We start from the raw sequence: 24,265 nt of genomic DNA, 5'->3' as shown, positions 1-24,265 counted from the left end.
TTGACCTCTTTTTTTATTTACAATTATGGCACTTATTTTACCTGTTCTCGATAAAGTTCCTGTTTTTGGAGAAAACTGCTGGTTCGCACCAAATGCTACACTTGTCGGTGATATTTCGATGGGCAAAGATTGCACGGTTTGGTTTAATGCTGTTGTAAGAGGTGACGTAAACGCCATAGTTATGGGTGACAGAGTGAATATTCAAGATGGTGCTGTGGTACATTGTACTTATCAAAAAACCAAAACCATCATCGGTAATAATGTGAGTATTGCTCACAATGCCATAGTGCACGGATGTACGATAGAAGACGAAGTATTAATCGGAATGGGAGCCATAGTCATGGATGGAGCCATCATTGGTAAGAATTCAATAATTGGTGCCGGTGCTATAGTAACACAAAACACCAAAGTACCGCCTGGAACTGTTTGGGCAGGAAATCCTGCAAAATATATCAAAGATGTTAGCCCAGAACTGGGGGAGGTTTTTATGCGTACTGCAAACAATTACGTGTTTTATTCTGGGTGGTTTAAGGATAAGGAGTAGTCATTTTATATTTGTTCATTAAAAACTACTTGAACTTAAAAAAATATAAATTTTTATTGGACTTCACCATGCTGTACGTATATTTGAATAAAATATACGTATCATGACAACCAAATTAACACTTACCGTTGAAAAGGAAATAATAGAGAAATCTAAATCGTTCGCAAAAAAGACAGGAACAAGCCTTTCAAATATCGTTGAAAACTATCTAGCCTCTATTGTGGAAGAAAAACAAAATGCCCAAGTTTCAGAAAAATTAAGTAAAATAGTAGGAAAGGTTAAACTACCTGATAATTTTGATGAGAAAGGAGAACTATTGCAGTATTTGGAAAAGAAACACTTATGAAGAATATTTTTCTTGATACCAATATTATTGTGGATTTGATTGCAGATAGACCTCCTTTTAGCAAATATGCCATCGAGTTATTTTCTCTTGCTGAGGATAACAAAATAAAACTATACACATCTTCTCATAGTCTTGCAACCACTCATTATCTTTTAAAAAAATATATTGAAGAAAAAGAACTAAGAGTAATTCTGCACAATCTACTTGAATTCATTACCATAATCCCTGTTGACTTGGATGTTTTAAGAAAGAGTCTTCATTCTAAACACAAAGATTTTGAAGATGCCGTTCAGATTTATTGTGCCTCTTCAATCAATGGAATGGAATATATCGTGACAAGAAATATTAAAGATTTCAAGAACTCAGAAATTCCTGCATTGTTACCGAATGAGATTAAAGCAAAACTTTAGTTAATATAAATCTTAATTACTCCCCTTAAAAATATTGTCCCGCGTTCCCTTTTCAGTAGGTATATAACTGCCTTTCTTCCAAGACTTATCCGTTAAACTACCATTTTTAACAGACTTAATGAAGTTACTCCAAGCAAATACGTTGGTGAGTGGATTCTGAGTAACTTGTTTTTGACCCTGAAGGTGCATTAGCTGTTGATCCATTGCATATCGATAGTTACCTACTGAACCCATGGCTTGGTTAGCTGCCATACGTTTAATGTTTTCGCTGCTGTAATTTTTTTCTAAAATCTCCCGTTCTTTTTCATTGGGTAGTTCCATTTCTAAGAAGGCAGTTTTGAACTCTTCTTCTGTGCGGAATGGATAAACTTTAACTTCTTTTAACATTTTGGCATCAATACTTAGTTCTACAACCGCCGAATAGTCTAAACCCACATTCTTGGGAATGATATGATATTGTTTTCTAAAACCCAAATAGGAGAAAAGTATAGAATCACCGGGAAAAACATCTAAGATAAAATAGCCTTTTGAATTGGTAAACACTCCCCTTCCAGCTCTATCATTAATCACATAAGCACCAGGCAAAGGCTCGTCATTGCTACCGTCAATTACGAAACCTGAGAAAGTAATAAACTTCTTAGAACCTTGAGCATCAGCTTTATAACCTGCCACAAATAACACTAAGAATATGAAAATGCTTAATAAATATTTCAATTCAATCTGGCGTAAAATTTTATAAATGTAAGAATAAATGGCATAGAGAGCAAAAGCCCGTCAAACCTATCTAGGAAACCACCATGCCCTGGAATCAAACTTCCTGAATCTTTGATTTCAATACTCCGTTTAAACAAAGACTCCACCAAATCGCCCAATGTGCCTGTTGTGGCTATAATGGCCGCAATACACAGCCATTGATCCATTGAAAGCGTATCAGTGAACTTCCAATAAAGAAACGAGGCCAATAAGGCTATTATTGCTCCACCAAAAAAGCCCTCCCAGGTTTTCTTAGGTGAAATTCTTTCAAAAAGTTTACGCCTACCAAATAACCTGCCTGCCATGTAAGCTCCAGAATCATTTGACCATAAAATAATAAACACGCCAATTACCAAGAGTGGCTGGAAATTCCCTTTCCAAAATGCCAGTTCATTCAAAAGTGCAAATGGAAGTGCCACATAAATAATCCCTAAAAATGTATATCCAAGGTTTACAAATGGCTTTGGATCCTTTTTCTTATACAACTTTATAAAAAAAGTAAACGTAAGCATCGGCACCATGATGTAATAATTCTCGAAATCTATGGTGTAGGTCTCTATAAAATAAGTAAGCGAAATAATCACTGCTCCGCAGAAAGTACCATAAATTTTGAGCGGGAGTCCACCAGACATACCCAAAAGTTTATAAAACTCGTATTGAGTTAAAACAGTAATTGCCAAAATCAATAACCAAAAACTTGTTGGACTGTACATAATTCCTAAGATAATAAGCGGAGCACCGATAAGTGCTGCTACTATTCTCTGAGTAAGGTTCGATCTATCTCGTAATTTTTTAATCATCAATTCTAAAATCATTAATTATTTGCTCAGCCAAAGTCTTTTGTGACTCCAAAACTTTAATTTCTACAATACCTAATACTGGATAATTATGGTCTACTTTATCCAAAATAACGGTTTCTATATTATTGTTTTCAAGCTCATTTTTCAAAAGCTCAGCACGCATTCTATCTTTTTCTTTAAAAACCGTTATCCAATTTCCCATTTATTTATTCCATTTTAAGGTTTCCAAAATCCTTCGACTGTCAGCTTTAAGATAATCTACAACTGGCTGTAAAGAATCATTCATCGTGGCGGCATTCAGATAAACCGCACCACGTAAAAAGTGTTTTGACGTATCAGTAGCATAAAATTGAAAGTGGCTCGGTACCTCACCATCTATTTCGATAATTACCACCTTTTTGCCATTTTTAAGTTGAACCACTTGCTCACGTTGTGCTGTAGCCCTAACTTGATGTTTAGAAGCCAATTTGTAAGCATCTGCCACATGTTTATCTAATTTGGTCAAATCACCTTCAAGTGGCTTGTATGTAAACTGAATCTTGGCGTTTAAAGATGGATACTCAACCAAAATCCAGTACGGTTCTGCATCTTTAGTTATGTCGGGCGTGATTACAGCTGCTTTGGAATATTCAAAAGTGTAGGGGTAATTTCCTTTCAGCATTTGGTATTCTTGCTTGGGTAAATCTATTCGTTCGAAACCTTTAGGTTTCGGATAATAGACTGTGGATTTGTTGCCACAAGCAATAGTTAAAGCCAGTAAAACTAAAATTAAAAAACTTTTCATTTAAGAAAATAGGGTAAATGACAAAGATAGCTTTTTTTGGCAAAAAATTAAACCAAAATGCCCTACAATCTTGCCTTTGAAAGTTTCTCTCCAAAAAAAACTTCTCATATTAACGAATAAACCCCAACTTTTCTGTCGAGGTTTATCATTTTCAATTAAGCATTATACATTTTCTTATAATATTCATCCGCCATTCTGTCCGAGTCAAAAAACTCATTGACATCATTCATGCTTTTAAGTACCATCTTATTCCATTTTTTGGGATGTTCATAATACATCGGAATAATCTCATTTTCTATCATATCCAGTATATTATTCATGTCTGTTTTGTCTCTCAAATAGCCATCTGAACCATCAGCCACCGGAACAATAAACGAATTGGTGTCGTCTGAAAACTCACAAACCCATCCGTCGTATGTGGACAAATTGATTGCCCCATTCATAGCCGCAGTCATCCCAGATGTCCCCGAGGCTTCCCTTGTAACTACTGGATTGTTTAACCAAACATCAGTTCCATCTTTCAGCATTTTAGAAAGTTTCAGCTCATATCCTGTCAAAACAGCCATGTTTTTATACAAATGACTCATATAGTACAACTTATTGAATGTATCTATAGCTCCATAATCAAAGGGATAAGGTTTCCCTGCCCATATTATTTGCACTTTTCCGCTAGATATTAACTTTTCAAAACGCTCCAAATCTTTGGTTATCAACTCAGGTCTTTTATATCCCGCAAAACGTCTTGCCCAAACAATGGTCAATACATTTGGATCAAAAATCTTGCCTACCTGGTCTGCTACTTCTTTAAAAAGTACAGATTTCAAATCCTTTTTTCGCTCATTTATAGCCTCTCCTTTTCCTTTCAATCTATTGGTTTCCAAAACAGAGTCTACCCAATAAGCCCGATTTTGAGCATTGGTTATGTGATCTATTTTACAGATTCCCTCTTCATGCCCCCACATATCACGCGAAACCTCACCATGTAGTTTAGAAACCGCATTAGCTTTTTTGGCAACTCGCAGGGCGGCCAGAGAGTGATTAAACAAATCTCCTTTTACTCCAGAAATCTGGGCAACCTCCGCAGGATTTAATCCGCAGAAAAAACCAAGACTTTGAAGAAACCCAAAGCTATGTTTTTCATTTCCAGCTTCTTCTGGCGTATGTGTGGTAAACCGCAGCTTTTCTTTCAATTTCTTTAAGTCGCTATTCTGGCTCAATAAATAATAAACAGCTGAAATCGCATGGGCTTCGTTGAAATGATAGATTTCAGGCACCAAATTGGCTTTGTCCAAAAACTTTGCTCCTCCGATGCCCAACAACATACACTGGGCTACTTTCATCTCGGCGTCTTTATCGTACAAATGATACGAAATAGACCTGGCCCACTCGTCATTGCCATCGGTATCGGTGGTTAAGAAAGACATGGGGGCACAATTGAATACATTTGAAGGCAAAAAATAGGTAGCAACCCAAACGTCACGGCCTTTGATACTTATCTGAAATCTAATACCAGTGTCTTCTAAAAAACTATACATTTGTTCCCTAAAAAAAACACGTAAACTGTTATCAGTATTGCGTTGTTGCTCATAATAGCCATATTTCCATAAAATCCCGATTCCCATCAGGTTTTGATTGAGTGCGTGAGCACTTCGCATGTGTGAACCTGCCAAATAACCTAAACCTCCGGAATACGTTTTTAGAGCTTGGTCAATACCAAACTCCATGGAGAAATATGCCACGGATTTAGCGTACTCTTTTTTGAATTTGTTCTTAAAAATGTTTATCATAAAGTATAAAGTATATTTACATGCAAGTTACCAATTATGTGTCAATTTTACGATTTTACTATTTGATAGCATACAAAACCTTATTAAAATTAACAAAACGAAACGACAGCAAGTGCCTTACCGAACATTATAGCTAACTTGCAACATGAATTATTTATCAGCAGAAAACTTAGGCCGAAACCTCGGCGAGAGATGGTTATTTAAGAATCTATCATTTGGCGTACTCCAAGGAGAAAAGGTGGCATTAATTGGCACCAATGGTTGTGGAAAATCCTCATTAATGGACGTAATAGCGGGCTTAATACCTGCTGATGAAGGCGTAATGAGCATCAGAAAAGAGATAAAGGTAGGTTATTTGAACCAAAACCCGATTTTCTCAAAAACCAGCACAGTTTTAGAAACCATTTTTGCCTCTAAAAACCCAATAGCTGAGGCCATAAAAAACTATGAATATGCAGTTGAACATAACGACTATGATGGCATTTCAAAATATACAGAACTTATAACCGAACTCGACGGTTGGGATTATGAATCAAAAGTCAAGCAGATTTTAGGAAAATTGGATGTTCACGACATGGACAAACTGATGGGCGAATTGTCTGGTGGGCAGCAAAAAAGAGTGACCCTTGCCAAAGTTCTGATCGAGGAACCTGATTTTTTGATTTTGGATGAGCCTACCAACCACTTAGATTTGGACACCATAGAATGGTTAGAAAACCACTTGTCATCAAGTAATACGACATTGTTTTTGGTTACGCACGATAGATATTTTCTAGATAAAGTCTGTAACAGAATCATGGAATTGGTAGATTCTAAAATGCACCGATATGTAGGCAATTATGCTTATTTCTTGGAGAAGAAAGCCGAAAGAGCTGAAATAGAAGCCGTTACACTTGAAAAAGACAAGAGCCTTTTAAAGAAAGAATTAGAGTGGATGCGTCGCCAGCCAAAAGCACGTACACACAAGGCCACTTACAGAGAAAATGCTTTTTATGAATTGAAGGAAAAAACTTCTGGTAAACGCAATGAAGACAAACTTGAGCTAAGTGTAAAATCGGAAAGAATAGGAAATAAAATCATTGAAATTCAGCACGTTAGTAAGTCATTCAAAGACAAGGTAATTGTGAAAGAATTTAATTATACTTTCAAAAAAGGCGATAGAATTGGCATTGTTGGTAAAAATGGAATGGGAAAATCCACCCTTCTGGGAATGATAAATGGGGAAATAAAACCCGATGTTGGAAAAGTAGTAAAAGGCGAGACCATAAGAATTGGTTACTACAAACAAGATGGTTTGGTTTTTGATCCTGAACAAAAAGTCATAGAAAACGTAAGAGAAGTGGCCGAGTTTATAAAAATGGGCGACGGCAGAGAAATCAGTGCTTCGGCGTTTTTAACACTCTTTTTGTTTCCTCCGGCTACCCAATATGCACAGATATCGAAACTTTCGGGAGGAGAGAAACGACGTTTACAGCTTTTAAAAGTCTTGATAGAAAATCCCAATTTCTTAATACTCGATGAGCCTACCAACGATCTCGACATAGCGACTCTAAACGTTTTAGAAGAATTTTTGATGGGATATGGAGGCTGTCTTTTGGTGGTTTCGCACGATAGGTATTTCTTGGACAGAATCGTGGATCATACCTTCGCTTTTGAAGGGGATGGAGTAATAAAAGATTTCCCAGGGAATTATACCGACTACAGAATTTGGCAAGAAGAAAACGCCAAACAACAGAAAAAAGACCGTGAAAGTAAACCTGCAGTTATTGAAATAGCCGAAGTAAAGGAAAGTTCGCCTAAACGTAAATTAAGTTTTAAAGAAAAAACAGAGTTTGATAACCTGGAAAAAGAAATACAAGTTTTAGAAAAACTAAAAATTGAACTTACCGAAAAACTATCTTCAGGCAACTTACCCTTTGATGAAATAGCGGACATTTCTAATAAATTGGAGGATACAGTAAATGATTTAGAAGAAAAAGAATTGAGGTGGTTGGAATTGAGTGAGTTGGGGTGAAGATTTCTTGAATACTTAGTTTTCAAAAAATAAACTTTAAATTAAAAATATCTGAAAAAATACTTCATGGTGTGTTTTTTGTTGTTTCTATATAGAAATTTAAATTAAATGTAACCATGCAAAAACTCAAACTCCTTTTACTCTTATTACCTATTACACTCAATTTCGCAAGTTGCGTCAATGAAAAATATATTTCTTCAGATTTTAAAAAGTCTAATAACCAAAAGCATATAGGAATCGTAAGTCCTGCATCTAAGGTAGACTTTATTGAGGAAAAGAATGAATTTCAAGTTGATGATGATTTATCGAAGAAAGCTATTGATGTAGTATATCATTCAATTTCGGAAATGTTAGGGTATCAAAAAAGTAAAGAGCAGATTATTGTCGATTTCACAACTCTTGATATTTTGTACGAAGAATTATTCAAACTTGAGACTTTGATAATTCAAACTCCATCACGTAAGGATAGAAATCGACTTATTAAGTCCTATCATCTTTCTGAAACTATGCTTAATGTACTTGAAGATAATAAAGTAGATCAGTTGATTATTTCATATCAGCAAGGGTTTACAAGAACTAAGCCAAATTTTAGAACCCAAACAGCTAAGGGTGTTGGAGTTGGTATATTAACGCTTGGTGTTTATATGCCAATGCCTATAAAGGCCAGTTCAAAAATATATGTATGGACCATAGATTCCCAAACAAAAAAAATCGTTTTTCACAACAAAAATCTTTCTTACATCGAACCCTTGGATTCTAAAGAAATTTCAAATCAAATATGCAATTTATTTGAGGGATTCTATACCTATAAATCGAAAAATGGGTCTTGTTTCCACTATTGAATTAATCACATTTAACCCAGAGAAATATTCATTAATCCAAATAGAAGGAGATTTATGCTAAACCAACCTTACAATTTATTCACCCGAGCTCTCAACATGGCATCTACCAAAACCAATGCAGACATGGCGTCTACAATGGGCACTGCTCTTGGCAAAACACAAGGATCGTGTCTACCTTTCCCTGAAACCGTTACAGCATCGCCAACCTCATTAACACTGTCTTGATCTATCATTATAGTGGCCACAGGCTTAAATGCCACCCTGAAATAAATATCTTCACCGTTTGAAATTCCTCCTTGAATACCGCCAGAATGATTAGTTTTGGTTTTTACTTTGCCGGTTTCATCTGTAAAAAAAGAATCGTTGTGCTGTGATCCGAGAAGCTCAACTCCATCAAAGCCGCTGCCATATTCAAAGCCCTTGACGGCATTGATACTTAACATGGCCTTGCCCAACTCGGCATGCAATTTATCAAAAACTGGTTCTCCCCAACCTGCTGGAACATTCTTTATCACACCTGTAATTACACCACCTATTGAATCTCCGTCTTTACGAACTTGGTCAATGTAATTAAACATCTTTTCGGCCATTTCATCATCTGGACAACGAACTGCATTGTCCTCTATTTTGCTCAAATCGAGTTCCTTATAAGATTTATTCAGCCTCATGGCCCCTACTTGAGAAACATAAGAATAAATTTCTATGTCATAATGATTAAGAACCATTTTTGCCAATGCACCAGCAGCTACACGAGCGGCCGTTTCACGAGCAGAGCTGCGGCCGCCACCTCTGTAATCTCTAACCCCATATTTTGTAGAATAGGTGTAGTCGGCATGTGATGGTCGAAATTTATCAGCAATGTGAGCGTAATCTTTGCTTTTTTGGTCTTCATTAAAAATCACCAACGCGATGGGCGTACCTGTGGTTTTTCCTTCAAAAACGCCTGAAAGAACCTCAAAGCTATCAGCTTCTTTGCGTTGTGTAGTTATTCTTGACTGGCCAGGCTTCCTTCTATCTAACTCGTTTTGTATTAATAATGCATCAAAATCAACTCCAGATGGGCAACCATCTACTACAACTCCAATTGCTCTGCCGTGCGATTCTCCAAATGTCGAAATCTTAAATATCTTACCGTAGGTACTGCTCATTAACCTCTATTTTTGCTTTTCAAAATATACAAATACACCAAAATCATCATTCCGACCACAAAATTGGCGAAAACTTTGGCTATTTCTCTGAAATTATACGATTTTTCGTCTGTTTTTAAATTTTCTATATCGCTAAAGATATCTTTTTTCACATCCTTATTATCGAAAAGTGCCTTCCCAGAAACCAAGACCACTCTTTTGGATTTAAGGGTATCGTATTTAGCCAAAGCAGTATTGAAATAAATCAAACTAAAATAATTGGCCATCGCAAACTCTCCAGCTTCTTTAGGAATAATCTTATAAACGACCGACTTTGAGCCGTCAGAAATTCCCAAATTTTGTTTGGTGATTGTACTTGTTTCGAAAAAATCAAATTGTTTGTTGTTCTCTACTTTAGGAATACTCACCCCACTAAAGTTACCTTCTCCTTCCACAGTAAGCCTATATTCGAAACTATTCCCCGTAAATTGTTTCTTTTCATCCTTTAGTTGCTCCGCAAATTTAAAAACGCCAACAGGTACTTTTTCCATTAACGGATGATTGGGCAATTTTTTCACCTCAACTGACTGGGCTTTAGACTTCAAAATCATATCAACAAAAGAGGTTCCTTTTTGCTTTTGCATGGTAAGCGTAAGAGTAGGGAAAAGCACATCCTTGTCATTAAGTGGATAATAAATAGCCTCAAATAGATTAAAAACAGTATAAGATTCGCCTTTTATTAGAATTTTCCTACCAATTAAGTTTGAGATATTCAGCCTACTCTCCAAGCAGTCATTGGGTTTTATTTTTTTTGCAAACTGTTCTACTTGAGCTCCAATATTCGAAGGAAACTGCCACTGAGAAGTAGTTTTATCTGACAAATAAAAATTAATATTCAACATCAGGCCTTCGCCTACAAAAACTTCTTTTTTCGATAGTTCCACCACAAAATCTGCAGATTCAATCTCAATTGATTTCTCGTTTTTCGGTTCTTCGTCAGCTAGAATATTGATTTTTTTTTGTTCGACCACAAATGGCTTTTGATTTACGATAATCTCGAAAGAAGGAATAGTAATGTTACCAGAAACTTCGGGCGTATAAACTTGAGTAATTTGGTGTTGATCCTCTCGTTTCCGATTTACGCTAACTTTACTGTGTTTTATAGACCTACTTTCTTTCTTGAATCCATTTATATCAGGAAAATCCCCTACTGCGTACTGTTTTCCTATTACAAAAACATGAATCTCCAATTTCCCATCAGGTTGGATTTCTGCAGGTGAAACCTCCACTCTTACAGCAGGATTTTGGGAAAACCCTGGCAGAAAAGCAAAAATCAAAAGGAAATAACAATATTTGAAAGCTTTATACATTATGCAAAAATAACAAAAGCTATGATTATTTTCTTTTATTTGTAGAATAGATACAAACAATTCATATGCGAAACCTCATCCTTATTCTATCTCTTCTCTCCTTCCATTCAGTTGCCCAATGGAAATTGAATACTTTTGAAAACAAAGCCTCTTTCCGAGCTATTGATATGCTCGATTCAGCAAACATCTGGATCTCCGGAAGTAAAGGAAGTATTCTTAAAAGTACTGATAGTGGAAAAACTTGGAAAAATATGTGTCCAGAACAGTACAAAGCTTTCGATTTCAGAGGTATTTCTGCACTGAATCCAAATGAAATAGTTGCAATGAGTGCCGGAGATGGGTCAGAAGGGAAGGCTTTTTTGATAAAATCCAGTGATAGTGGCAAAACGTGGGATATCGTTTTAGAAAAAAAAGAAAAAGGTGTTTTTTTTGACTCAATAAAATTTATAGACGTAAAAAATGGGTTCGTACTGGGAGACGCCATCGATAATAAACCCTATTTATTACAGACCAAAAACGGCGGAATGACTTGGAGCAGGGTTCAAAACCTTCCAGATATTATGGTCGGAGAAGCTTCATTTGCAGCTAGTAACTCTTGTATTTCTATCTACAAAAATCAAGTTTGGTTTAACACACAAAATAGAATTTTTTATTCTAAAAACTTAGGCAAATCTTGGGTGGTTTTAGAAACTCCGTTTGAATCAGACAAAAGTTTAGGCATTTTTGGCACTTTTTTCTTTTCTAAAAACAAGGGATTTATTGTTGGTGGCGATTATGTAGACGACAAAAAACCGACATTACAATATGCATTTACCGAAAATGCGGGCAAGTTATGGCAAACTAAAGAGGATTATGGCAGATACGGACTAACTGAATGTGTCTCGAAAATTTCTGAAAATATTTTCATCAGTGTCGGAACCATCGGAACGGCAATTTCAACAGATAACGGTAAAACTTGGAAAGAAAAAGACAAGGAATCTTTTCATGTGGTGAGTTGTAAGGATAACAAATGTGTAGCAGCAGGTGGAAATGGGAGAATAGGCACATTGACTCACTTCGGCTTCGTTAAATGACCTCTACTCAGTTTAAGTTGCAAAATTACAGCCTCTCAATTCGGCTTGGTTTCAATTAGCACATTAAACATCCCTGATAAAAGCAGTTGATTCTTTTAAAGCAAAAAAAGGAAAGCCAAAGCTTTCCTTTTTTCATATAATCATATTTGTAAAACCTTAATCTAAAGCAGCAACTCCTGGCAATACTTTGCCTTCCATATATTCTAGTAATGCTCCGCCACCAGTAGATACGTAAGATACTCTGTCACCCATACCTGCGTTATTAATTGCCGAAGCAGAATCGCCGCCGCCAATAAGCGAGAATGCATTGTTTTCTTCTGTAGCAGCTACTACAGCTTCTGCTATAGCATTTGTACCAGTTGCAAAATTCGGAAATTCAAAAACGCCCATTGGGCCATTCCAAAGAATAGTTTTAGAATTTTTGATGGTCTCTATAAACAACTCAATACTCTTAGGTCCTATATCTAGACCTTCCCATCCGTCAGGAATCAATCCAGTATCAACTGTTTGTCTATTGGCATCATTGCTGAAACTATCTGCACAAACATTATCTAAAGGCATGATTATGTTTACTCCTTTTGCTTTGGCTTTCTTCAAAATTTCTAAAGCCAATTCTTGTTTATCGGCCTCCAACAAAGACTTTCCAATTTTCCCTCCCAAAGCCTTCGTAAAAGTGTAAGTCATACCGCCACCAATAATCAGATTATCAACCGTATCCAAAAGCCTTTCAATGATCAATATTTTATCAGAAATTTTAGCACCGCCCATTATTGCGGTGAAAGGCTTTTCGGCACTCTCAAGGATATGCTGAGCATTGTCAATTTCTGCTTGCATCACTTTCCCACAGATTTTATCTGTAAAAAACTGACCAATAACAGCCGTAGAAGCGTGTGCTCGGTGAGCAGTACCAAAAGCATCATTTACCCATACATCGCCCAGTTTGGACAATTTCTCTGCAAAAGCTACATCGCCTTTTTCTTCTTCTTTATAAAATCTTAAATTTTCTAATAACAAAACTTCGCCTGGCTTAAGGTCAGCAGCTAAGTCAGTTGCTTGTTGACCAATACAATCGTCTGCAAATTTTACCTGAACGCCCAATATCAGAGATAAAGGAGCCACAAGGTGTTTAAGAGAATATTTTTCTACGGGGCCATCTTTGGGTCTGCCAAGGTGCGACATCAAAATACATGAGCCACCGTCAGTCAAAATCTTTTTAATGGTAGGGATAGTGGCCTTGATACGCGTGTCATCAGTTATTTCAAGTCTGTCATTTAACGGAACGTTGAAATCGACACGTACAAGAGCTTTTTTGTTTGAAAAATCAAAAGAATCTACAGTTTTCATTGATTTATTTTAAATTAATAATCAGTATAAATACAATTACAAAGTTAAAATTTCTACCTATCTCAAAAATTTTAATGGCTTATAAAATGTGAATTAGATAAAATAAAATAAATAAAGTCCAAAATTTTAGGGGATAATTTATAGAATAAAAATAAATGATTAAAAACAAATGCCTAAGAATAAGAAACTTTAAATATTCTAAGCCAATAATTTGACTTTCAACAATAAAGCTGTAATTTTGCAGTCCGATTTTCGGAAATAAAAATTTTTATTAATTATTTTTTTAAGTAAAATGTTTCAAAACCAGTACGAAACAGTGTTCATTTTAACTCCCGTTTTATCTGAAGCCCAGATAAAGGACGCTGTAGAAAAATTCAAGTCAGTATTAACTGATAATGGTGCTGAGATCCTAAACGAAGAAGTATGGGGTCTAAAGAAATTGGCTTATCCAATTCAGCACAAAACCACGGGCTACTATCAGTTGTTTGAATTTAAAGCCGCACCAACTTTGGTGGCTACGTTAGAAACCGAGTACAAACGTGACGAACGTATAATGCGTTTTTTTACTACTAAACTCGACAAACATGCTGCTGCATATTCAGCACGTCGTAAAAGTGGTGCTTCAAAAACCAAAGCTCCAGTAACAGAGTAAGAAATTTAAAAACATTAACATTATGTCATTAGTTAACGAAAAAGTCGAAAGAAAAGAGCTTAACCGCAAAAAGTATTGTAGATTCAAAAAAATGGGGATCAAGTATGTTGATTACAAAGACCCTAACTTCCTTTTGAAGTTTTTGAATGAGCAAGGTAAGATTCTTCCAAGAAGATTGACTGGCAACAGCCTTAAATTCCAAAGAAGAGTATCAACAGCTATCAAACGTGCTCGTCACTTGGCGTTGTTGCCTTACGTAGCTGACGGTCTTAAATAAGACTCAAATCAAAAAAGTAAGATTGTAATCATCTTAATGAATTAATTTAATTTAAAATGGAAATAATATTAAAAACAGATATTGCTGGTTTAGGATACAAAAACGATACCCTAGACGTTAAACCAGGTTATGGTCGCAATTATTTGATCCCTCAAGGATATGCACTTTTGGCAACTCCGTCAAACAAAAAAATATTGGCAGAAAACCTTAAGCAAGCAGCTCACAAAGCTGAAAAACTTAAGTCTGATGCTGAAGCAATTGCTGAGCAAATCGGTGATTCAGTATTTGTAATTACTATGAAAACTGGCGAAAGCGGCAGAATTTTCGGTAGAGTTACAAGTATTCAAATATCTGATGCTTTGGCACTTAAAGGCATCAATATTGACAGAAAAAAGATAACAGTAGAAGATATCAAATTTGTAGGCACTTACAAAGCAGTGGTAGACCTACACAAAGAAGTTAAGAAAGAAGTATCTGTAAGCGTTGTAGCTGAGGTAGTTGAAGCTTAATTTTAGAAAAATCTTATACAAAAAAAGGATTGCCTCGGCAATCCTTTTTTTTGGTCTTTATGCTAACAAAAATCACTTTAAACTAGCAATCCAAGTAGCCATTTTCAAAGCTTCGTCTTTAGGCACTTGAGACATGGCAGCCATTGGTGGGTAACCAGGCCAGTTGGTAGGCTTCGGCTTGTAGATTAATTCCACAATTTGCTTGGCAGTATATTTCTTCTGCTTCATAACTTCTTTATATGCAGGACCCACAAGTTTGTTGTCAGGGTTATGACAAGCCAAACATGTATTTTTGGTCAACAATTTCTGAATATCTGGTGGAATTTTGGTCTGGGCTTTGGCCGCTGTCATCAAACCCAATACTAAGGCGATAGACAAAAGTGATTTTTTCATTTTCTATTTTGAAATTCAAGAATTAAACATATCAAAAACTGTCGTAAAGGTAAACTTTTTTTAATTTCATTTGCAAAAAATCTACTGTTAATGTCATGTTAAATGGATTTTACCTAAAATTTAGCATCAATCAAATTTAACCCTTAGCACTTTTGCATTTACGCCCAACTCTTTAAAATACCTCAACCAAAACAATTGTTGGTTACTTAGTGTATCATTGGGTGATTTGATTTCTACAAATTCGTAGTGATAATCAGACCAAACCAGCAAATCGGGCAAGCCGCGGGAGTTTTCTACTATGTTTTCCGCAATTTTTATCATAACCTTTTTCAGCTGTTCTAACTCTATTTGCAACACCATCACCCGTACCATCTCCCATATTTCTTCTATCCAAACCACAAAAGGATTGGCTACACCTTCGTTTTTCTGAAAATTTCCCCAAAGGTAAACCAAGAAGTCATCCTTGTCATTAAATGAGTCTAACAAATTATGAATCTGCTCTTTACGTTTTTCATAAAACTCAGGCAAGTGCAAATCTGACGGCCTTCTCTGGAATGGGTGGTGAAAAGAAACCAGACTTGGATCAAATATAATTTCCCAAAAAAGCAAGCCGAAAAGTGTTCGCCAAGTGTGATTTTCAGAAAATCCAGCTGAAAATCCCATCTCCAAAAAATATTCAATACTTCCAAACTCCACTTGGTTGCGATATATTCGATTGATGGTTATCTCGTCAGCAGTTTTTAGCCAATCGGTAGTTTGCTTTTTATTTTTCTTACCTTCTAAGGTTTTCAAAAAATACTCTGCAAAATACTCTTCATCCACATTTTGTGGAAATTCGACCATCTCGTTACAAGTAGCTTTTGCTTCTTCAATAAAGCCCAACTTTACCAAACAACGGGCTTTTCGTTCACGCGAAGGCACTATTTGTGTTTCATCAAATACCTCGATGGCAGCTTGATAATTTTTTCTTTGCTCAAAATACTTGCCGATTCTTAACTGAAGTTTTTGGAAAGAAGGCATAGCGATAGGACTCAAATCCTGACAAGCTTGATAAAGATTGCTGTACCAATCCAATATTTCAGCGTCTGATGATACGTTTCTAAGACCATCAAAAACCACAAACTGCTCAGAAACCATCCATTTGTCTTCGGCATCTTTTCGGGTTTCGAATCTGGCTACGAGGTCGTCGTCGGAGTGTTGATAATACTGAATCAAACCCATGTCTCGCAATACAAACTCGGTCATATCCATCGATTTGTTGCCAAAGAACAAAAAACGTAAAAAAGAAACTTCTAGCTCGAAGTTCATTTTTACAATCGTCTGATGAGCATTTATTTTTTCAAAAATCTCTGAAACTGAGAATTGATTTTTAACAAAATCTACCAAAACTTCTCTTTTTTCATTTTTTAGGCTTTTAAGGTCAAAAAATGACACTAAATCGGCCTTAGTAAGAACCGAAAGTATCTCTGATAGCCAAAGTTTATGCTCTTCAAAATCCAATGAAGATATAAAACCATGATTTACCAATAAATCTACCTGATTCTGAATTTCATCTAACTCGTCATATTTCAGACCATCAGTTTTAAAAAACAAACCTTTGCGATTAGTAAATCGAATAAAAAGGCATTGAGCATCCTCAGGCAGAGAATAATATTTTCGAAGAAACCTCCACTCCTGCTCTATCAGTAGATTTTTGTATTTATCTTTTACAAAACTGAGTAAATATTCAAAATTGGCATGATAATATTTCGGAGGAAGTTCTACCATTTCAAAGTGAAAATGATAGGCCGTCGTAGGCCAATGAAATATTAGCTGGGAGATCTTTCTCTACTTCTCTATGAAGGCCGAGCTTGTGACTGATATGCGTAAAATACGTTTTTTCAGCCCCTATTTTTTGTGACAAGGCTATCGCTTCGTTTAGATTAAAATGCGAAATGTGCGGTTCATGCTGAAGAGCGTTTAAAACCAAAACCTTGCAACCATAAACCTTCATCAGTTCCTCTTCTGAAATGTAGTTGGCATCGGTGATGTAGGCAAAATCGCCAATTCTAAAACCCAAAACTGGCAATTTATGGTGTAAAACTTGGATTGGAATAAATTTTAAGCCCGCTCTTTCGAAAGGTTCTGTATCTATTTCGTTACAAGTAATTATGGGTACTCCTGGATATGGCTTTTCGGTGAATGCATAAAAATACTCCATTTTGAGTTGACTCAAAACCCTAGGATGAGCATATATCGGGCAGTTTTTTATTCCTGAAAGGTAATTGAAAGGTCTAACGTCGTCTAAACCTCCCGTGTGGTCTTTGTGTTCGTGGGTAAAAACCAAAGCCTCAAGACTTTGCAGGTTTTCTCTGAGGGCTTGTTGTCTAAAATCCGGACCTGAATCTATAACAATATTCTTGTCGTTGTTTTGGATGAGGACCGAAACTCGAAGTCTTTTGTCTCTAAAATCCAATGATCGGCAAACTTCGCATTTACATGTAAGCACAGGCACGCCAGTTGATGTGCCTGTACCTAAAAATGTAATTTTCATTGCGATTGGTTTTACTTCTCTGTCAAACCTTTTACAACCAATACCAATTTATCGAAGTTCAGGGGTTTCATTAAAACATCGTTAAAGCCCGCTTCTTTGAATTCTTCTTCAGTGTAGTTTCTTGCATTACCCGTGATGGCCACTACCGGAACACCAGATTTAGCTGCATCGCTCATTCCACGGATGGCCTTTACGCACTCCATGCCGTCCATTACGGGCATGTTTATATCTAGCAACACAATGTCAAAGTTTTCTTTTTCTAACAATTGTACCACCTGCTCACCATTTTTAACTGCTGTAATTTCAAAATTCTGAAATTCAAGAATTTTTTTTACTAGGTTTTGGATAACTGAGCTATCCTCTGCTATGAGAACTCTATTTGGAGTAGACATAATTTGAAAACGTTATTTTGTTAAGATGTAAATATAATTTAAAACAACAATGATTGAAAATAAACCTTGTTCATTTCACATTAAAAAGCAAAAAAATAGCATTTTAATATTTTTGAATATTATTTTTGAAGAAAAATACTGTTTTTGAAAGAGATAAATCTTCTACCAAACAAGAAAATATACTTCGCCTCAGACTTCCATTTAGGAGCTCCTGATCATGAGAAAAGTTTGGTTAGAGAAAAGAAAATTTGTAGGTGGCTAGACCAAATCAAACACGACGCTCAAGTAGTTTTTTTGGTTGGTGATTTATTTGATTTTTGGTTTGAATACCGCAGATCAGTTCCCAAGGGATATGTTCGTTTCTTTGGAAAACTGGCCGAATTGACAGACACGGGAATAGAATTGGTGGTTTTTACAGGTAATCACGACATGTGGATGAGAGATTATTTCCAACAAAACTTCAATGCTCCTACCTTCAGAGAGTCTCAAGAATATAATATAAACGGCAAACGTTTTTTGGTTGGGCATGGCGATGGACTCGGGCCGGGAGATTATGCTTATAAAATTTTGAAGAAAGTTTTTGAAAACAAAATCTGTCGATGGCTATTTGCCAATCTTTTGCATCCTGACCTTAGCTTGAAGCTTGGTTATGCTTGGGCAAGTCATTCATGGCAAAAACACGACAAAGAAAAAGATGTATATGTTTTTGAATCAACAGACAAGGAAATTCTATTTCAATATTGCTTGGAAAAAGAGAAAACGACCCACCGCGATTTCTATATATTTGGGCATAGACATTATAAATTTGACTTGGAATTGAATACCAACAGCAGATATATCAATCTGGGAGATTGGATATATTTTTATTCTTATGCATGTTTTGATGGAGAAAAATTGGAGTTGAAAGACTTTAAAGCGTATTAATCTTCGTCAGGCAAATCCATTTCTTTGCGGGCATTGAAATATCCTTTGACTACAGTAAAGGTGGTTATAGCCAAAAAGAAAATAATAATATAATGTACGTAGTCTATCAACCAGGGATATTTGATACCTAAATAGTACCCACTACCTACCAGTGTAAATGCCCAAATGAAACCTCCTAGGATATTATAAATTGTAAATCGCAGAAAATTCATACTCACTAATCCAGCCAAAATAGGTGCAAAAGTGCGAACAATTGGCAGAAATCTTGCAATAATAAGTGTGCGACTTCCATATTTTTCGAAATACTTACGGGTTTTTGTGATGTATTTTTGCTTAAAAAAAAGTGAGTCTTTTCTGTTCTGAATTTTATCACCAAAAAACCTCCCCGAAACATAGCCCGTAAAAGATCCTGCAATAGCTGCAGCCATGATTCCAAAAAAGAGAGTAAAAACAGAAACTTCTAAAAGACCCGTAGAAACAAAAACACCCGATAAGAAAAGAAGATAGTCTCCAGGCAGGAAAAAACCAAAGAAAAGCCCGTTTTCGATATAAACTATCAGAATTATAGCCAACAGACCGCCTGTCTGAATGATTTCTTCTGAATTCATGATGTAATTGAAAAACGATACTATCTGATCCACTAGATTTGGGGATTTTTTGTAAATATAATTAGCGAGAAATTAAAGCAACAACATTTCAGATAAATTTACTGTGAAGAGATTTAAAAAATGTACAAGCCTAACTCAGTTTCATTGCTCAAAATCACTTTAACATGCTCAGATAAGGTTGTAGACAAACTATATCCTACATAGTCGGCAGAAATCGGATATTTGGGATAATTCCTATCAACCAAAGTAGCTACTTGTAATTTTTTAAGTGGGATAGACAAGAATGGCCTTAAGCAAAACGCCAATGTTTTTCCAGTATTCAAAACGTCGTCAACGATAATTACCACTTTATGTTTAAAAGTATCCACGTCACTTTCTAAAGTAATTTCTGGCTGATATTCGGCAGATTTGTCGAAAATAATTTTTGCAATACTTATTTTTATCGAACTAATTTCATTTAAATTTTTCTGTAATAATTGAGCAAAAACATAGCCCTCACCGTCTATGCCCGCCAAAATCACCTCTTTTTCATCAAAATTGTTTTCAAAAATTTCATAGGCAATCCTTTTGACCTTTTGGAGTGTACGGCCTTTGTCTAGGATTTGTGAATATTGTTCCTCTATCATCTCAAATTTAGTTTTTGTTTGCTGCACACATTGGCATAATTTGTGCAATTACAACCATATAAGTCTTGAAAACAAATATAAAACAAAACATGCACATTAGAATTATGAAGAATCTACTAGGAATAATTTTTGTGGCTTTTTTATCAAGTTTCACTTTGAAAAGTTCAGAACCTAAAAATCTTAGTCTAAACGAAATTTCGAAAGTCATTAGTCAGTCGTTTAAGGTTGGTAATTCTGATTTACTCACCAGCTGTCTTGACAAAGAGATAGAACTGATCATTGATGGCGATAAGATAGAATTTCAAAACCTTCCTGCATTACAAGCAAAACCTATTTTGAGTTCTTTCTTTAAAAAAAATCCACCTTTGTCTTTCAGTTATGTTTATCAAGGAGCCAACAGTTCTGCTTTGAAATATTGCATTGGCAATTATAGAAGCAAAAACAATGATTACTTGGTGTATATGTTAATTAAAAAAGATAAAAACGACAGATTTTTGGTAAATACCTTACAACTCAAGAAAGATTAAGCTGAAAAAATAAAACGGAAAGCACAAATTATCAAATATAATTGAGAGGTTCGGATGTCATCCGAGCCTTTTTTTTTATTTTTGCAAAAAATAAAAAACGTATTAGATGATTGTAAAAACAAAGAAATTCGCTTTAAATAAAAAACTCTATATAAAGAAGGCATTTGCAAATCAAATGAAAACTAGCTGGAAATGGTTGCTCATTCCTGCGGCGGTAGCAATTTTAGGACTTGGTTTACATTTTTCGGGTGTTTATAAAAACTGGTGGATATTAATAACCGCCATTATAGGAGGTGGTCTTTATGTTTTATTTTGGTATATCCAATTTTATGCAGCCACTGAAATGGATCAAAATAAACAGATGTTTGAAAAGTTTGCTTATGAAATTGATAGCCGTCAAATAATGGTAAAAATAAATGCGAAAGAAGGCGGGATAGTTAAATGGGAGTCTATATTGTCAGCAGAAAAAGATAAATCAGGATATTTCTTACATATTGGTAGAGGTCAATTTTTGCATTTTGGGTTCGAGGTCTTTAATGCAGAACATGATCAAAAGCTTTTCGAATCGATTCTTAAAAGAAAGAATCTATTAGAAGCATAAAACTAACCTGCCTTATTTTTAATATAAAAAAAAGCATTATCTATAATGCTTTTTTTATTTTATAAATCAATTAAATAATCAATCATGGCCATATCTATGGCATGCTCTGCCGAGACACCTTCCATCAAATAATAAAGACAGGATTTAATAAAGTTGAGTTCCTCATCATTATTAAAAACATCCTTACTCATTTCCAAAATTTTACTTACGTCGTCGGCTGGAATAAATACCTTGGGCTGTTGCATCAAAATAATTAGTTTTTTCTATTAGGCCGCAAAAGAAATGCCAATCAATTAGCCTGCTAGAAAACTTTTTAATTCTTAATTTTTAACTTTTTGTTTTTTTTGAAAATAAAACAACAATCAACTGACCAATAGTGAGTTACAATTATTACTTTTTTTTCAGTTTAAATCGCGGATAGTTTTTTGGGGTAAGAATTATAATTTTGGCACGGAATATTTTCTCAAATTTGGAAAAAAAATAACAAAAAAAAAACTTTAATGAGATAGATTTTAGATCAAATTTGTTTTTTGATAAAATAAGACATAAAAGAATCTTTTTTAGCAATGAAAAAAGGTCACCATATATATGATGACCTTCACTTGATTTATAATAATAAATAACTATCGTGTTTTTCTTATTGCAATTGGCAAACAAATCTCAACAGGGCAAGGACAATTCTCTTGAACTACAATTGGACAACAGCTACCGTTTGGACATAAACTTCCGTTAACGATTACGGTATATGATCCGCCCTGTGTTGCCGTAAATGTAGGTGATATAGCTCCCGAAATAAGCGTTCCATTTCTGTACCACTGATAACTTGAATAACCAAGAGAAGTGGACAATTCAGCCGTTTCGGCTTTGGTTGTACAAATAGATATTGGAACACTTACACAAGCTCTTGCAATATCATCTTCTGTAGTAATTCTATTACCAGGATTGGAATCTAAATCAGCTCTAGACAGTGAATCTACCCATGACTCCACGCAGGTAAGACCTCCGATATTTGTTAGAATTCTCAACTGAAAGGTTAAAGTTGCAGTGTCGCCAGAAGCCAGACTAATACCAGACCACCTTGATGTACCTATATTGAATGACCCTTCAGTGGCTATTTGAGAAACCAATTCAAAATTTACACCTAAACTATCTTTTACTACAACATCTACTAAACCTGCGTTGGAATCTTCTCTAAATACCTTTACTTGATAGGTAACGATATCCCCTACTACCCTTTCACAGTTTCCGATTATAGTTCCGGTAAGCTTAACATCTACATCAGACGATAATGGTAAAAGTAATCTTGTGGGGTTACTTCTTCCTGGCATTCCTGGATCACCGTTATCAGATGTATCTTTGACTGCTATTGCATTAGATGAAGTACCATTTACCAAAGCGGAATTTAGAACCTCACCAGCTAAGATGTCGCCTGAAGTGAGATAATACATTCTCGAAGCGACTGCTGTACCACCTGGAGCTAAAGCCGAAGGGGTAACTGGTATGGGTGTTGAAGATATTTTAGTATCTGTAATTGTTATGCCTGTAACAGGTACGTTACCTGTATTAATCACCGTAAAATCGTATTGTACAGAATCTCCAACTAGTCCAGAACCCATCAAAGTATTGGTTTTGATTAATTCTAATGAAGGGCTAAACTGATACTGAATAGTTACTCGTGCAGTATCACTCAATCCGGTTGCTTTTTCTATTAAACTATAAATCAGCGGCGTTGGATTGGAGTAATTTCCTATCGATGGCGTGAAAGTTAAATTTCCATTTGATGAATTATAGACATAATTACCTTCCCCTGGAACCAAAACTGAGGTTTGTATGCCCAATGCTGTTGGTTCTAAATCTACATCTACCAAAGAGAACGTCGCAGTGCTTAAGTTAGATAACAAATCATTGGTTAACAAATTAATTACAGTTGAAGTTTGAGGCTGGTTAATCAAATCAGCATCACTGTTGGCGATTGGCGGTACTCCATACATAATACTTATCATTGCAGTATCTAACAATCCGGTCATTGCCTCTGTGATTATATAGCTGATTGGAGTTGGATCATTAACGAATCCAGTCTCTGGATCAAAAGTAATTTCTCCAGTAGTTGAATTGTATGACCAAATACCTTCTCCAGCGACAATAAGTGAATCTTGATCTCCTGGTGTTGTTAAATTTATATCTACCAAAACTTCAGCAGGTGTTGCAATTGCACCATTTGACAAACTGTCATTGGATACAATGTCAAAAGTAACATTAACACCTACTGGACTGGAAGAATTTGTATCATTTTCTGCTACTACTGGCAATAGATAAGTCATTGATATAGTAGCCATATCAGTAAAACCTGAGGTCAATTCAATTAAGTTATAGTTGATAGGTGTTGGATTTCCTATTAATCCATTGTCAGGAATAAAAGTTACAATTCCAGTAGTAAGATTATACTGATAGGTACCTTGTCCAGATATAGTTAAAATGTGATCTACAGTTGGAGTTAAAGGATTCAAGTCAATACTTGCGTTGGTAGTGTTTGCTATCGCTCCAGTACTCAAAGTATCGTTTGAGAGAGCATTTACTACCCCTACAATTCCTGGTAAATTGTTTAAATCTTCATCATTCACAGCATTCGGGAATCCAGAGTAGGTTATTACAATATTTGCTGTATCCTTTTGTCCTGTATTGTTGTCTATCAACACATAATTTATTGGAGCAGGATTACCAGTCAATCCTATTTCTGGAACAAATGTAACTTGACCATTTGACAAATTATAAGTATAAGTACCTTCTCCACCTACAATCAAAGTATTATCCAAAGCCGGTGTAGCAGGATTTATATCTATGGTGGCGTTCAACGTTGTGGCTAAACTACCCGTTGACAAGGTGTCATTTGCTAAAATATTTACTACTCCATTTGTTCCAAATGCGTTGTACAAATCCGAATCATCTAAAGCAATAGGAGGAATATTATTTACTGGAATACTTACTGTCGCATCCGTTGCATCTTCGGCTCCATTGTTGTCTATCGCTGT

Annotated in this window: 28 protein-coding genes; 12 read left to right on the top strand and 16 right to left on the bottom strand. The window is 35.6% G+C overall.

The genetic code is table 11. From position 1 onward, the window contains the following. The first annotated feature begins 25 nt into the window (after window positions 1-25). The 3 genes from EGI24_RS17280 to EGI24_RS17270 all read left to right on the top strand — a co-directional run bounded on the left by EGI24_RS17280 (window position 26) and on the right by EGI24_RS17270 (window position 1,300). A complete protein-coding gene (locus EGI24_RS17280) occupies window positions 26-544 on the top strand; it encodes a gamma carbonic anhydrase family protein (RefSeq protein WP_255049794.1) in 519 nt (172 codons plus the stop codon). Between the two features lie 103 nt (window positions 545-647). Continuing rightward, the gene (locus EGI24_RS17275) at window positions 648-890 is read left to right on the top strand and encodes a DUF6364 family protein (protein ID WP_255049793.1); all 243 of its coding nucleotides are present in this window, start codon (window positions 648-650) and stop codon (window positions 888-890) included. Then, entirely contained in the window at window positions 887-1,300 is a 414-nt protein-coding gene (locus tag EGI24_RS17270; protein ID WP_255049792.1) for a PIN domain-containing protein, read from the top strand. Before EGI24_RS17275 ends, EGI24_RS17270 begins: the two co-directional genes overlap by 4 nt. Before the next feature lie 12 nt (window positions 1,301-1,312). Here the strand turns inward: EGI24_RS17270 and EGI24_RS17265 are convergent, their stop codons facing one another. The 5 genes from EGI24_RS17265 to glgP form a co-directional block, all read right to left on the bottom strand. Then, on the bottom strand, window positions 1,313-2,014 hold the full coding sequence (locus EGI24_RS17265; RefSeq protein WP_255049791.1) for a carboxypeptidase-like regulatory domain-containing protein: 702 nt from the start codon (window positions 2,012-2,014) through the stop codon (window positions 1,313-1,315). After that, window positions 2,011-2,853: a phosphatidate cytidylyltransferase gene (locus EGI24_RS17260; protein WP_255049790.1), complete on the bottom strand. Its 843-nt coding sequence runs from the start codon at window positions 2,851-2,853 to the stop codon at window positions 2,011-2,013. Before EGI24_RS17260 ends, EGI24_RS17265 begins: the two co-directional genes overlap by 4 nt. Then, complete coding sequence (locus tag EGI24_RS17255; RefSeq protein WP_255049789.1) at window positions 2,846-3,055, bottom strand: putative signal transducing protein; 210 nt, start codon at window positions 3,053-3,055, stop codon at window positions 2,846-2,848. The genes EGI24_RS17260 and EGI24_RS17255 overlap by 8 nt, the downstream gene beginning before the upstream one ends. After that, complete coding sequence (gene gldD / locus EGI24_RS17250) at window positions 3,056-3,637, bottom strand: gliding motility lipoprotein GldD (RefSeq protein ID WP_255049788.1); 582 nt, start codon at window positions 3,635-3,637, stop codon at window positions 3,056-3,058. It lies immediately after the preceding gene. Between the two features lie 155 nt (window positions 3,638-3,792). Then, window positions 3,793-5,424 carry an alpha-glucan family phosphorylase gene (glgP, locus tag EGI24_RS17245; RefSeq protein ID WP_255049787.1) on the bottom strand — a complete coding sequence of 544 codons (1,632 nt, stop codon included), beginning with the start codon at window positions 5,422-5,424 and terminating at the stop codon, window positions 3,793-3,795. Window positions 5,425-5,569: 145 nt separating this feature from the next. Between glgP and EGI24_RS17240 the strand changes: the two genes are divergently transcribed. After that, on the top strand, window positions 5,570-7,438 hold the full coding sequence (locus EGI24_RS17240) for an ABC-F family ATP-binding cassette domain-containing protein (RefSeq protein ID WP_255049786.1): 1,869 nt from the start codon (window positions 5,570-5,572) through the stop codon (window positions 7,436-7,438). Window positions 7,439-7,554: 116 nt separating this feature from the next. Then, window positions 7,555-8,280, top strand: coding sequence for a hypothetical protein (locus EGI24_RS17235; RefSeq protein WP_255049785.1), 726 nt, complete (start codon window positions 7,555-7,557; stop codon window positions 8,278-8,280). Window positions 8,281-8,348: 68 nt separating this feature from the next. On the opposite strand, the gene aroC is transcribed toward EGI24_RS17235, so the two are convergent. Together aroC and EGI24_RS17225 are read right to left on the bottom strand one after the other, a co-directional pair. After that, window positions 8,349-9,428: a chorismate synthase gene (gene aroC / locus EGI24_RS17230; RefSeq protein WP_255049784.1), complete on the bottom strand. Its 1,080-nt coding sequence runs from the start codon at window positions 9,426-9,428 to the stop codon at window positions 8,349-8,351. Next, window positions 9,428-10,777: a hypothetical protein gene (locus EGI24_RS17225; RefSeq protein ID WP_255049783.1), complete on the bottom strand. Its 1,350-nt coding sequence runs from the start codon at window positions 10,775-10,777 to the stop codon at window positions 9,428-9,430. The genes aroC and EGI24_RS17225 overlap by 1 nt, the downstream gene beginning before the upstream one ends. 65 nt (window positions 10,778-10,842) lie before the next feature. Between EGI24_RS17225 and EGI24_RS17220 the strand changes: the two genes are divergently transcribed. Then, on the top strand, window positions 10,843-11,850 hold the full coding sequence (locus tag EGI24_RS17220) for a hypothetical protein (RefSeq protein WP_255049782.1): 1,008 nt from the start codon (window positions 10,843-10,845) through the stop codon (window positions 11,848-11,850). A gap of 156 nt (window positions 11,851-12,006) precedes the next feature. On the opposite strand, the gene EGI24_RS17215 is transcribed toward EGI24_RS17220, so the two are convergent. Further along, complete coding sequence (locus EGI24_RS17215; protein WP_255049781.1) at window positions 12,007-13,194, bottom strand: phosphoglycerate kinase; 1,188 nt, start codon at window positions 13,192-13,194, stop codon at window positions 12,007-12,009. Window positions 13,195-13,486: 292 nt separating this feature from the next. Between EGI24_RS17215 and rpsF the strand changes: the two genes are divergently transcribed. The 3 genes from rpsF to rplI are packed head-to-tail and all read left to right on the top strand — an operon-like array spanning window position 13,487 to window position 14,632. Continuing rightward, window positions 13,487-13,846: a 30S ribosomal protein S6 gene (gene rpsF, locus EGI24_RS17210; protein WP_255049780.1), complete on the top strand. Its 360-nt coding sequence runs from the start codon at window positions 13,487-13,489 to the stop codon at window positions 13,844-13,846. 22 nt (window positions 13,847-13,868) lie between these two features. Further along, a complete protein-coding gene (gene rpsR / locus EGI24_RS17205) occupies window positions 13,869-14,123 on the top strand; it encodes a 30S ribosomal protein S18 (RefSeq protein WP_255037457.1) in 255 nt (84 codons plus the stop codon). A 56-nt stretch (window positions 14,124-14,179) separates the two neighbouring features. Further along, window positions 14,180-14,632 (top strand): 50S ribosomal protein L9, encoded by a 453-nt coding sequence (gene rplI / locus EGI24_RS17200; protein WP_255049779.1) that lies wholly within the window; start codon window positions 14,180-14,182, stop codon window positions 14,630-14,632. A gap of 72 nt (window positions 14,633-14,704) precedes the next feature. Here the strand turns inward: rplI and EGI24_RS17195 are convergent, their stop codons facing one another. From EGI24_RS17195 to EGI24_RS17180, 4 genes are all read right to left on the bottom strand, one after another. Further along, a complete protein-coding gene (locus tag EGI24_RS17195; RefSeq protein ID WP_255049778.1) occupies window positions 14,705-15,025 on the bottom strand; it encodes a c-type cytochrome in 321 nt (106 codons plus the stop codon). A 126-nt stretch (window positions 15,026-15,151) separates the two neighbouring features. Beyond that, on the bottom strand, window positions 15,152-16,792 hold the full coding sequence (locus tag EGI24_RS17190; RefSeq protein ID WP_255049777.1) for a VRR-NUC domain-containing protein: 1,641 nt from the start codon (window positions 16,790-16,792) through the stop codon (window positions 15,152-15,154). A 1-nt stretch (window position 16,793) separates the two neighbouring features. After that, complete coding sequence (locus tag EGI24_RS17185; protein ID WP_255049776.1) at window positions 16,794-17,558, bottom strand: MBL fold metallo-hydrolase; 765 nt, start codon at window positions 17,556-17,558, stop codon at window positions 16,794-16,796. Window positions 17,559-17,569: 11 nt separating this feature from the next. Continuing rightward, on the bottom strand, window positions 17,570-17,950 hold the full coding sequence (locus EGI24_RS17180; protein WP_255037462.1) for a response regulator: 381 nt from the start codon (window positions 17,948-17,950) through the stop codon (window positions 17,570-17,572). Window positions 17,951-18,094: 144 nt separating this feature from the next. On the opposite strand from EGI24_RS17180, the gene EGI24_RS17175 reads away from it, so the two are divergent. Beyond that, window positions 18,095-18,874, top strand: a complete 780-nt coding sequence (locus EGI24_RS17175; RefSeq protein WP_262926215.1) for a UDP-2,3-diacylglucosamine diphosphatase — start codon at window positions 18,095-18,097, stop codon at window positions 18,872-18,874. Here the strand turns inward: EGI24_RS17175 and EGI24_RS17170 are convergent. After that, a complete protein-coding gene (locus EGI24_RS17170; RefSeq protein WP_255049775.1) occupies window positions 18,871-19,515 on the bottom strand; it encodes a DedA family protein in 645 nt (214 codons plus the stop codon). The two genes, EGI24_RS17175 and EGI24_RS17170, sit on opposite strands and share 4 nt — an antisense overlap. An 80-nt stretch (window positions 19,516-19,595) precedes the next feature. Beyond that, window positions 19,596-20,108, bottom strand: coding sequence for a phosphoribosyltransferase family protein (locus EGI24_RS17165; protein WP_255049773.1), 513 nt, complete (start codon window positions 20,106-20,108; stop codon window positions 19,596-19,598). Window positions 20,109-20,212: 104 nt separating this feature from the next. Here EGI24_RS17165 and EGI24_RS17160 point away from each other — a divergent pair, with 104 nt between their 5' ends. Next, window positions 20,213-20,635, top strand: coding sequence for a DUF4783 domain-containing protein (locus tag EGI24_RS17160; protein ID WP_255049772.1), 423 nt, complete (start codon window positions 20,213-20,215; stop codon window positions 20,633-20,635). A 106-nt stretch (window positions 20,636-20,741) separates the two neighbouring features. After that, entirely contained in the window at window positions 20,742-21,236 is a 495-nt protein-coding gene (locus EGI24_RS17155; RefSeq protein WP_255049771.1) for a YcxB family protein, read from the top strand. A gap of 59 nt (window positions 21,237-21,295) precedes the next feature. Here the strand turns inward: EGI24_RS17155 and EGI24_RS17150 are convergent, their stop codons facing one another. Together EGI24_RS17150 and EGI24_RS17145 are read right to left on the bottom strand one after the other, a co-directional pair. Next, a complete protein-coding gene (locus EGI24_RS17150; protein WP_255049770.1) occupies window positions 21,296-21,481 on the bottom strand; it encodes a hypothetical protein in 186 nt (61 codons plus the stop codon). 378 nt (window positions 21,482-21,859) lie between these two features. Continuing rightward, a partial coding sequence (locus tag EGI24_RS17145) for a hypothetical protein (protein WP_255049769.1) occupies window positions 21,860-24,265 on the bottom strand: 2,406 nt, incomplete at its 5' end.

Origin of the sequence: Lacihabitans sp. CS3-21, assembly GCF_024343675.1 — a bacterium.
Classification (GTDB): domain Bacteria; phylum Bacteroidota; class Bacteroidia; order Cytophagales; family Spirosomataceae; genus Leadbetterella.
Note: the sequence above shows the minus strand (reverse complement) of the source record. Positions and strands in the feature narration are given on the sequence as shown.

Bases quoted from the DNA above. Each gene is read 5' to 3' on its own strand.
- EGI24_RS17280 (WP_255049794.1), top strand. From the start codon at position 26: ATGGCACTTATTTTACCTGTTCTCGATAAAGTTCCTGTTTTTGGAGAA.
- EGI24_RS17275 (WP_255049793.1), top strand. From the start codon at position 648: ATGACAACCAAATTAACACTTACCGTTGAAAAGGAAATAATAGAGAAA.
- EGI24_RS17270 (WP_255049792.1), top strand. From the start codon at position 887: ATGAAGAATATTTTTCTTGATACCAATATTATTGTGGATTTGATTGCA.
- EGI24_RS17260 (WP_255049790.1), bottom strand. From the start codon at position 2,853: ATGATTAAAAAATTACGAGATAGATCGAACCTTACTCAGAGAATAGTA.
- EGI24_RS17255 (WP_255049789.1), bottom strand. From the start codon at position 3,055: ATGGGAAATTGGATAACGGTTTTTAAAGAAAAAGATAGAATGCGTGCT.
- gldD (WP_255049788.1), bottom strand. From the start codon at position 3,637: ATGAAAAGTTTTTTAATTTTAGTTTTACTGGCTTTAACTATTGCTTGT.
- glgP (WP_255049787.1), bottom strand. From the start codon at position 5,424: ATGATAAACATTTTTAAGAACAAATTCAAAAAAGAGTACGCTAAATCC.
- EGI24_RS17240 (WP_255049786.1), top strand. From the start codon at position 5,570: ATGAATTATTTATCAGCAGAAAACTTAGGCCGAAACCTCGGCGAGAGA.
- EGI24_RS17235 (WP_255049785.1), top strand. From the start codon at position 7,555: ATGCAAAAACTCAAACTCCTTTTACTCTTATTACCTATTACACTCAAT.
- aroC (WP_255049784.1), bottom strand. From the start codon at position 9,428: ATGAGCAGTACCTACGGTAAGATATTTAAGATTTCGACATTTGGAGAA.
- EGI24_RS17225 (WP_255049783.1), bottom strand. From the start codon at position 10,777: ATGTATAAAGCTTTCAAATATTGTTATTTCCTTTTGATTTTTGCTTTT.
- EGI24_RS17220 (WP_255049782.1), top strand. From the start codon at position 10,843: ATGCGAAACCTCATCCTTATTCTATCTCTTCTCTCCTTCCATTCAGTT.
- EGI24_RS17215 (WP_255049781.1), bottom strand. From the start codon at position 13,194: ATGAAAACTGTAGATTCTTTTGATTTTTCAAACAAAAAAGCTCTTGTA.
- rpsF (WP_255049780.1), top strand. From the start codon at position 13,487: ATGTTTCAAAACCAGTACGAAACAGTGTTCATTTTAACTCCCGTTTTA.
- rpsR (WP_255037457.1), top strand. From the start codon at position 13,869: ATGTCATTAGTTAACGAAAAAGTCGAAAGAAAAGAGCTTAACCGCAAA.
- rplI (WP_255049779.1), top strand. From the start codon at position 14,180: ATGGAAATAATATTAAAAACAGATATTGCTGGTTTAGGATACAAAAAC.
- EGI24_RS17195 (WP_255049778.1), bottom strand. From the start codon at position 15,025: ATGAAAAAATCACTTTTGTCTATCGCCTTAGTATTGGGTTTGATGACA.
- EGI24_RS17190 (WP_255049777.1), bottom strand. From the start codon at position 16,792: ATGGTAGAACTTCCTCCGAAATATTATCATGCCAATTTTGAATATTTA.
- EGI24_RS17185 (WP_255049776.1), bottom strand. From the start codon at position 17,558: ATGAAAATTACATTTTTAGGTACAGGCACATCAACTGGCGTGCCTGTG.
- EGI24_RS17180 (WP_255037462.1), bottom strand. From the start codon at position 17,950: ATGTCTACTCCAAATAGAGTTCTCATAGCAGAGGATAGCTCAGTTATC.
- EGI24_RS17165 (WP_255049773.1), bottom strand. From the start codon at position 20,108: ATGATAGAGGAACAATATTCACAAATCCTAGACAAAGGCCGTACACTC.
- EGI24_RS17160 (WP_255049772.1), top strand. From the start codon at position 20,213: ATGAAGAATCTACTAGGAATAATTTTTGTGGCTTTTTTATCAAGTTTC.
- EGI24_RS17155 (WP_255049771.1), top strand. From the start codon at position 20,742: ATGATTGTAAAAACAAAGAAATTCGCTTTAAATAAAAAACTCTATATA.
- EGI24_RS17150 (WP_255049770.1), bottom strand. From the start codon at position 21,481: ATGCAACAGCCCAAGGTATTTATTCCAGCCGACGACGTAAGTAAAATT.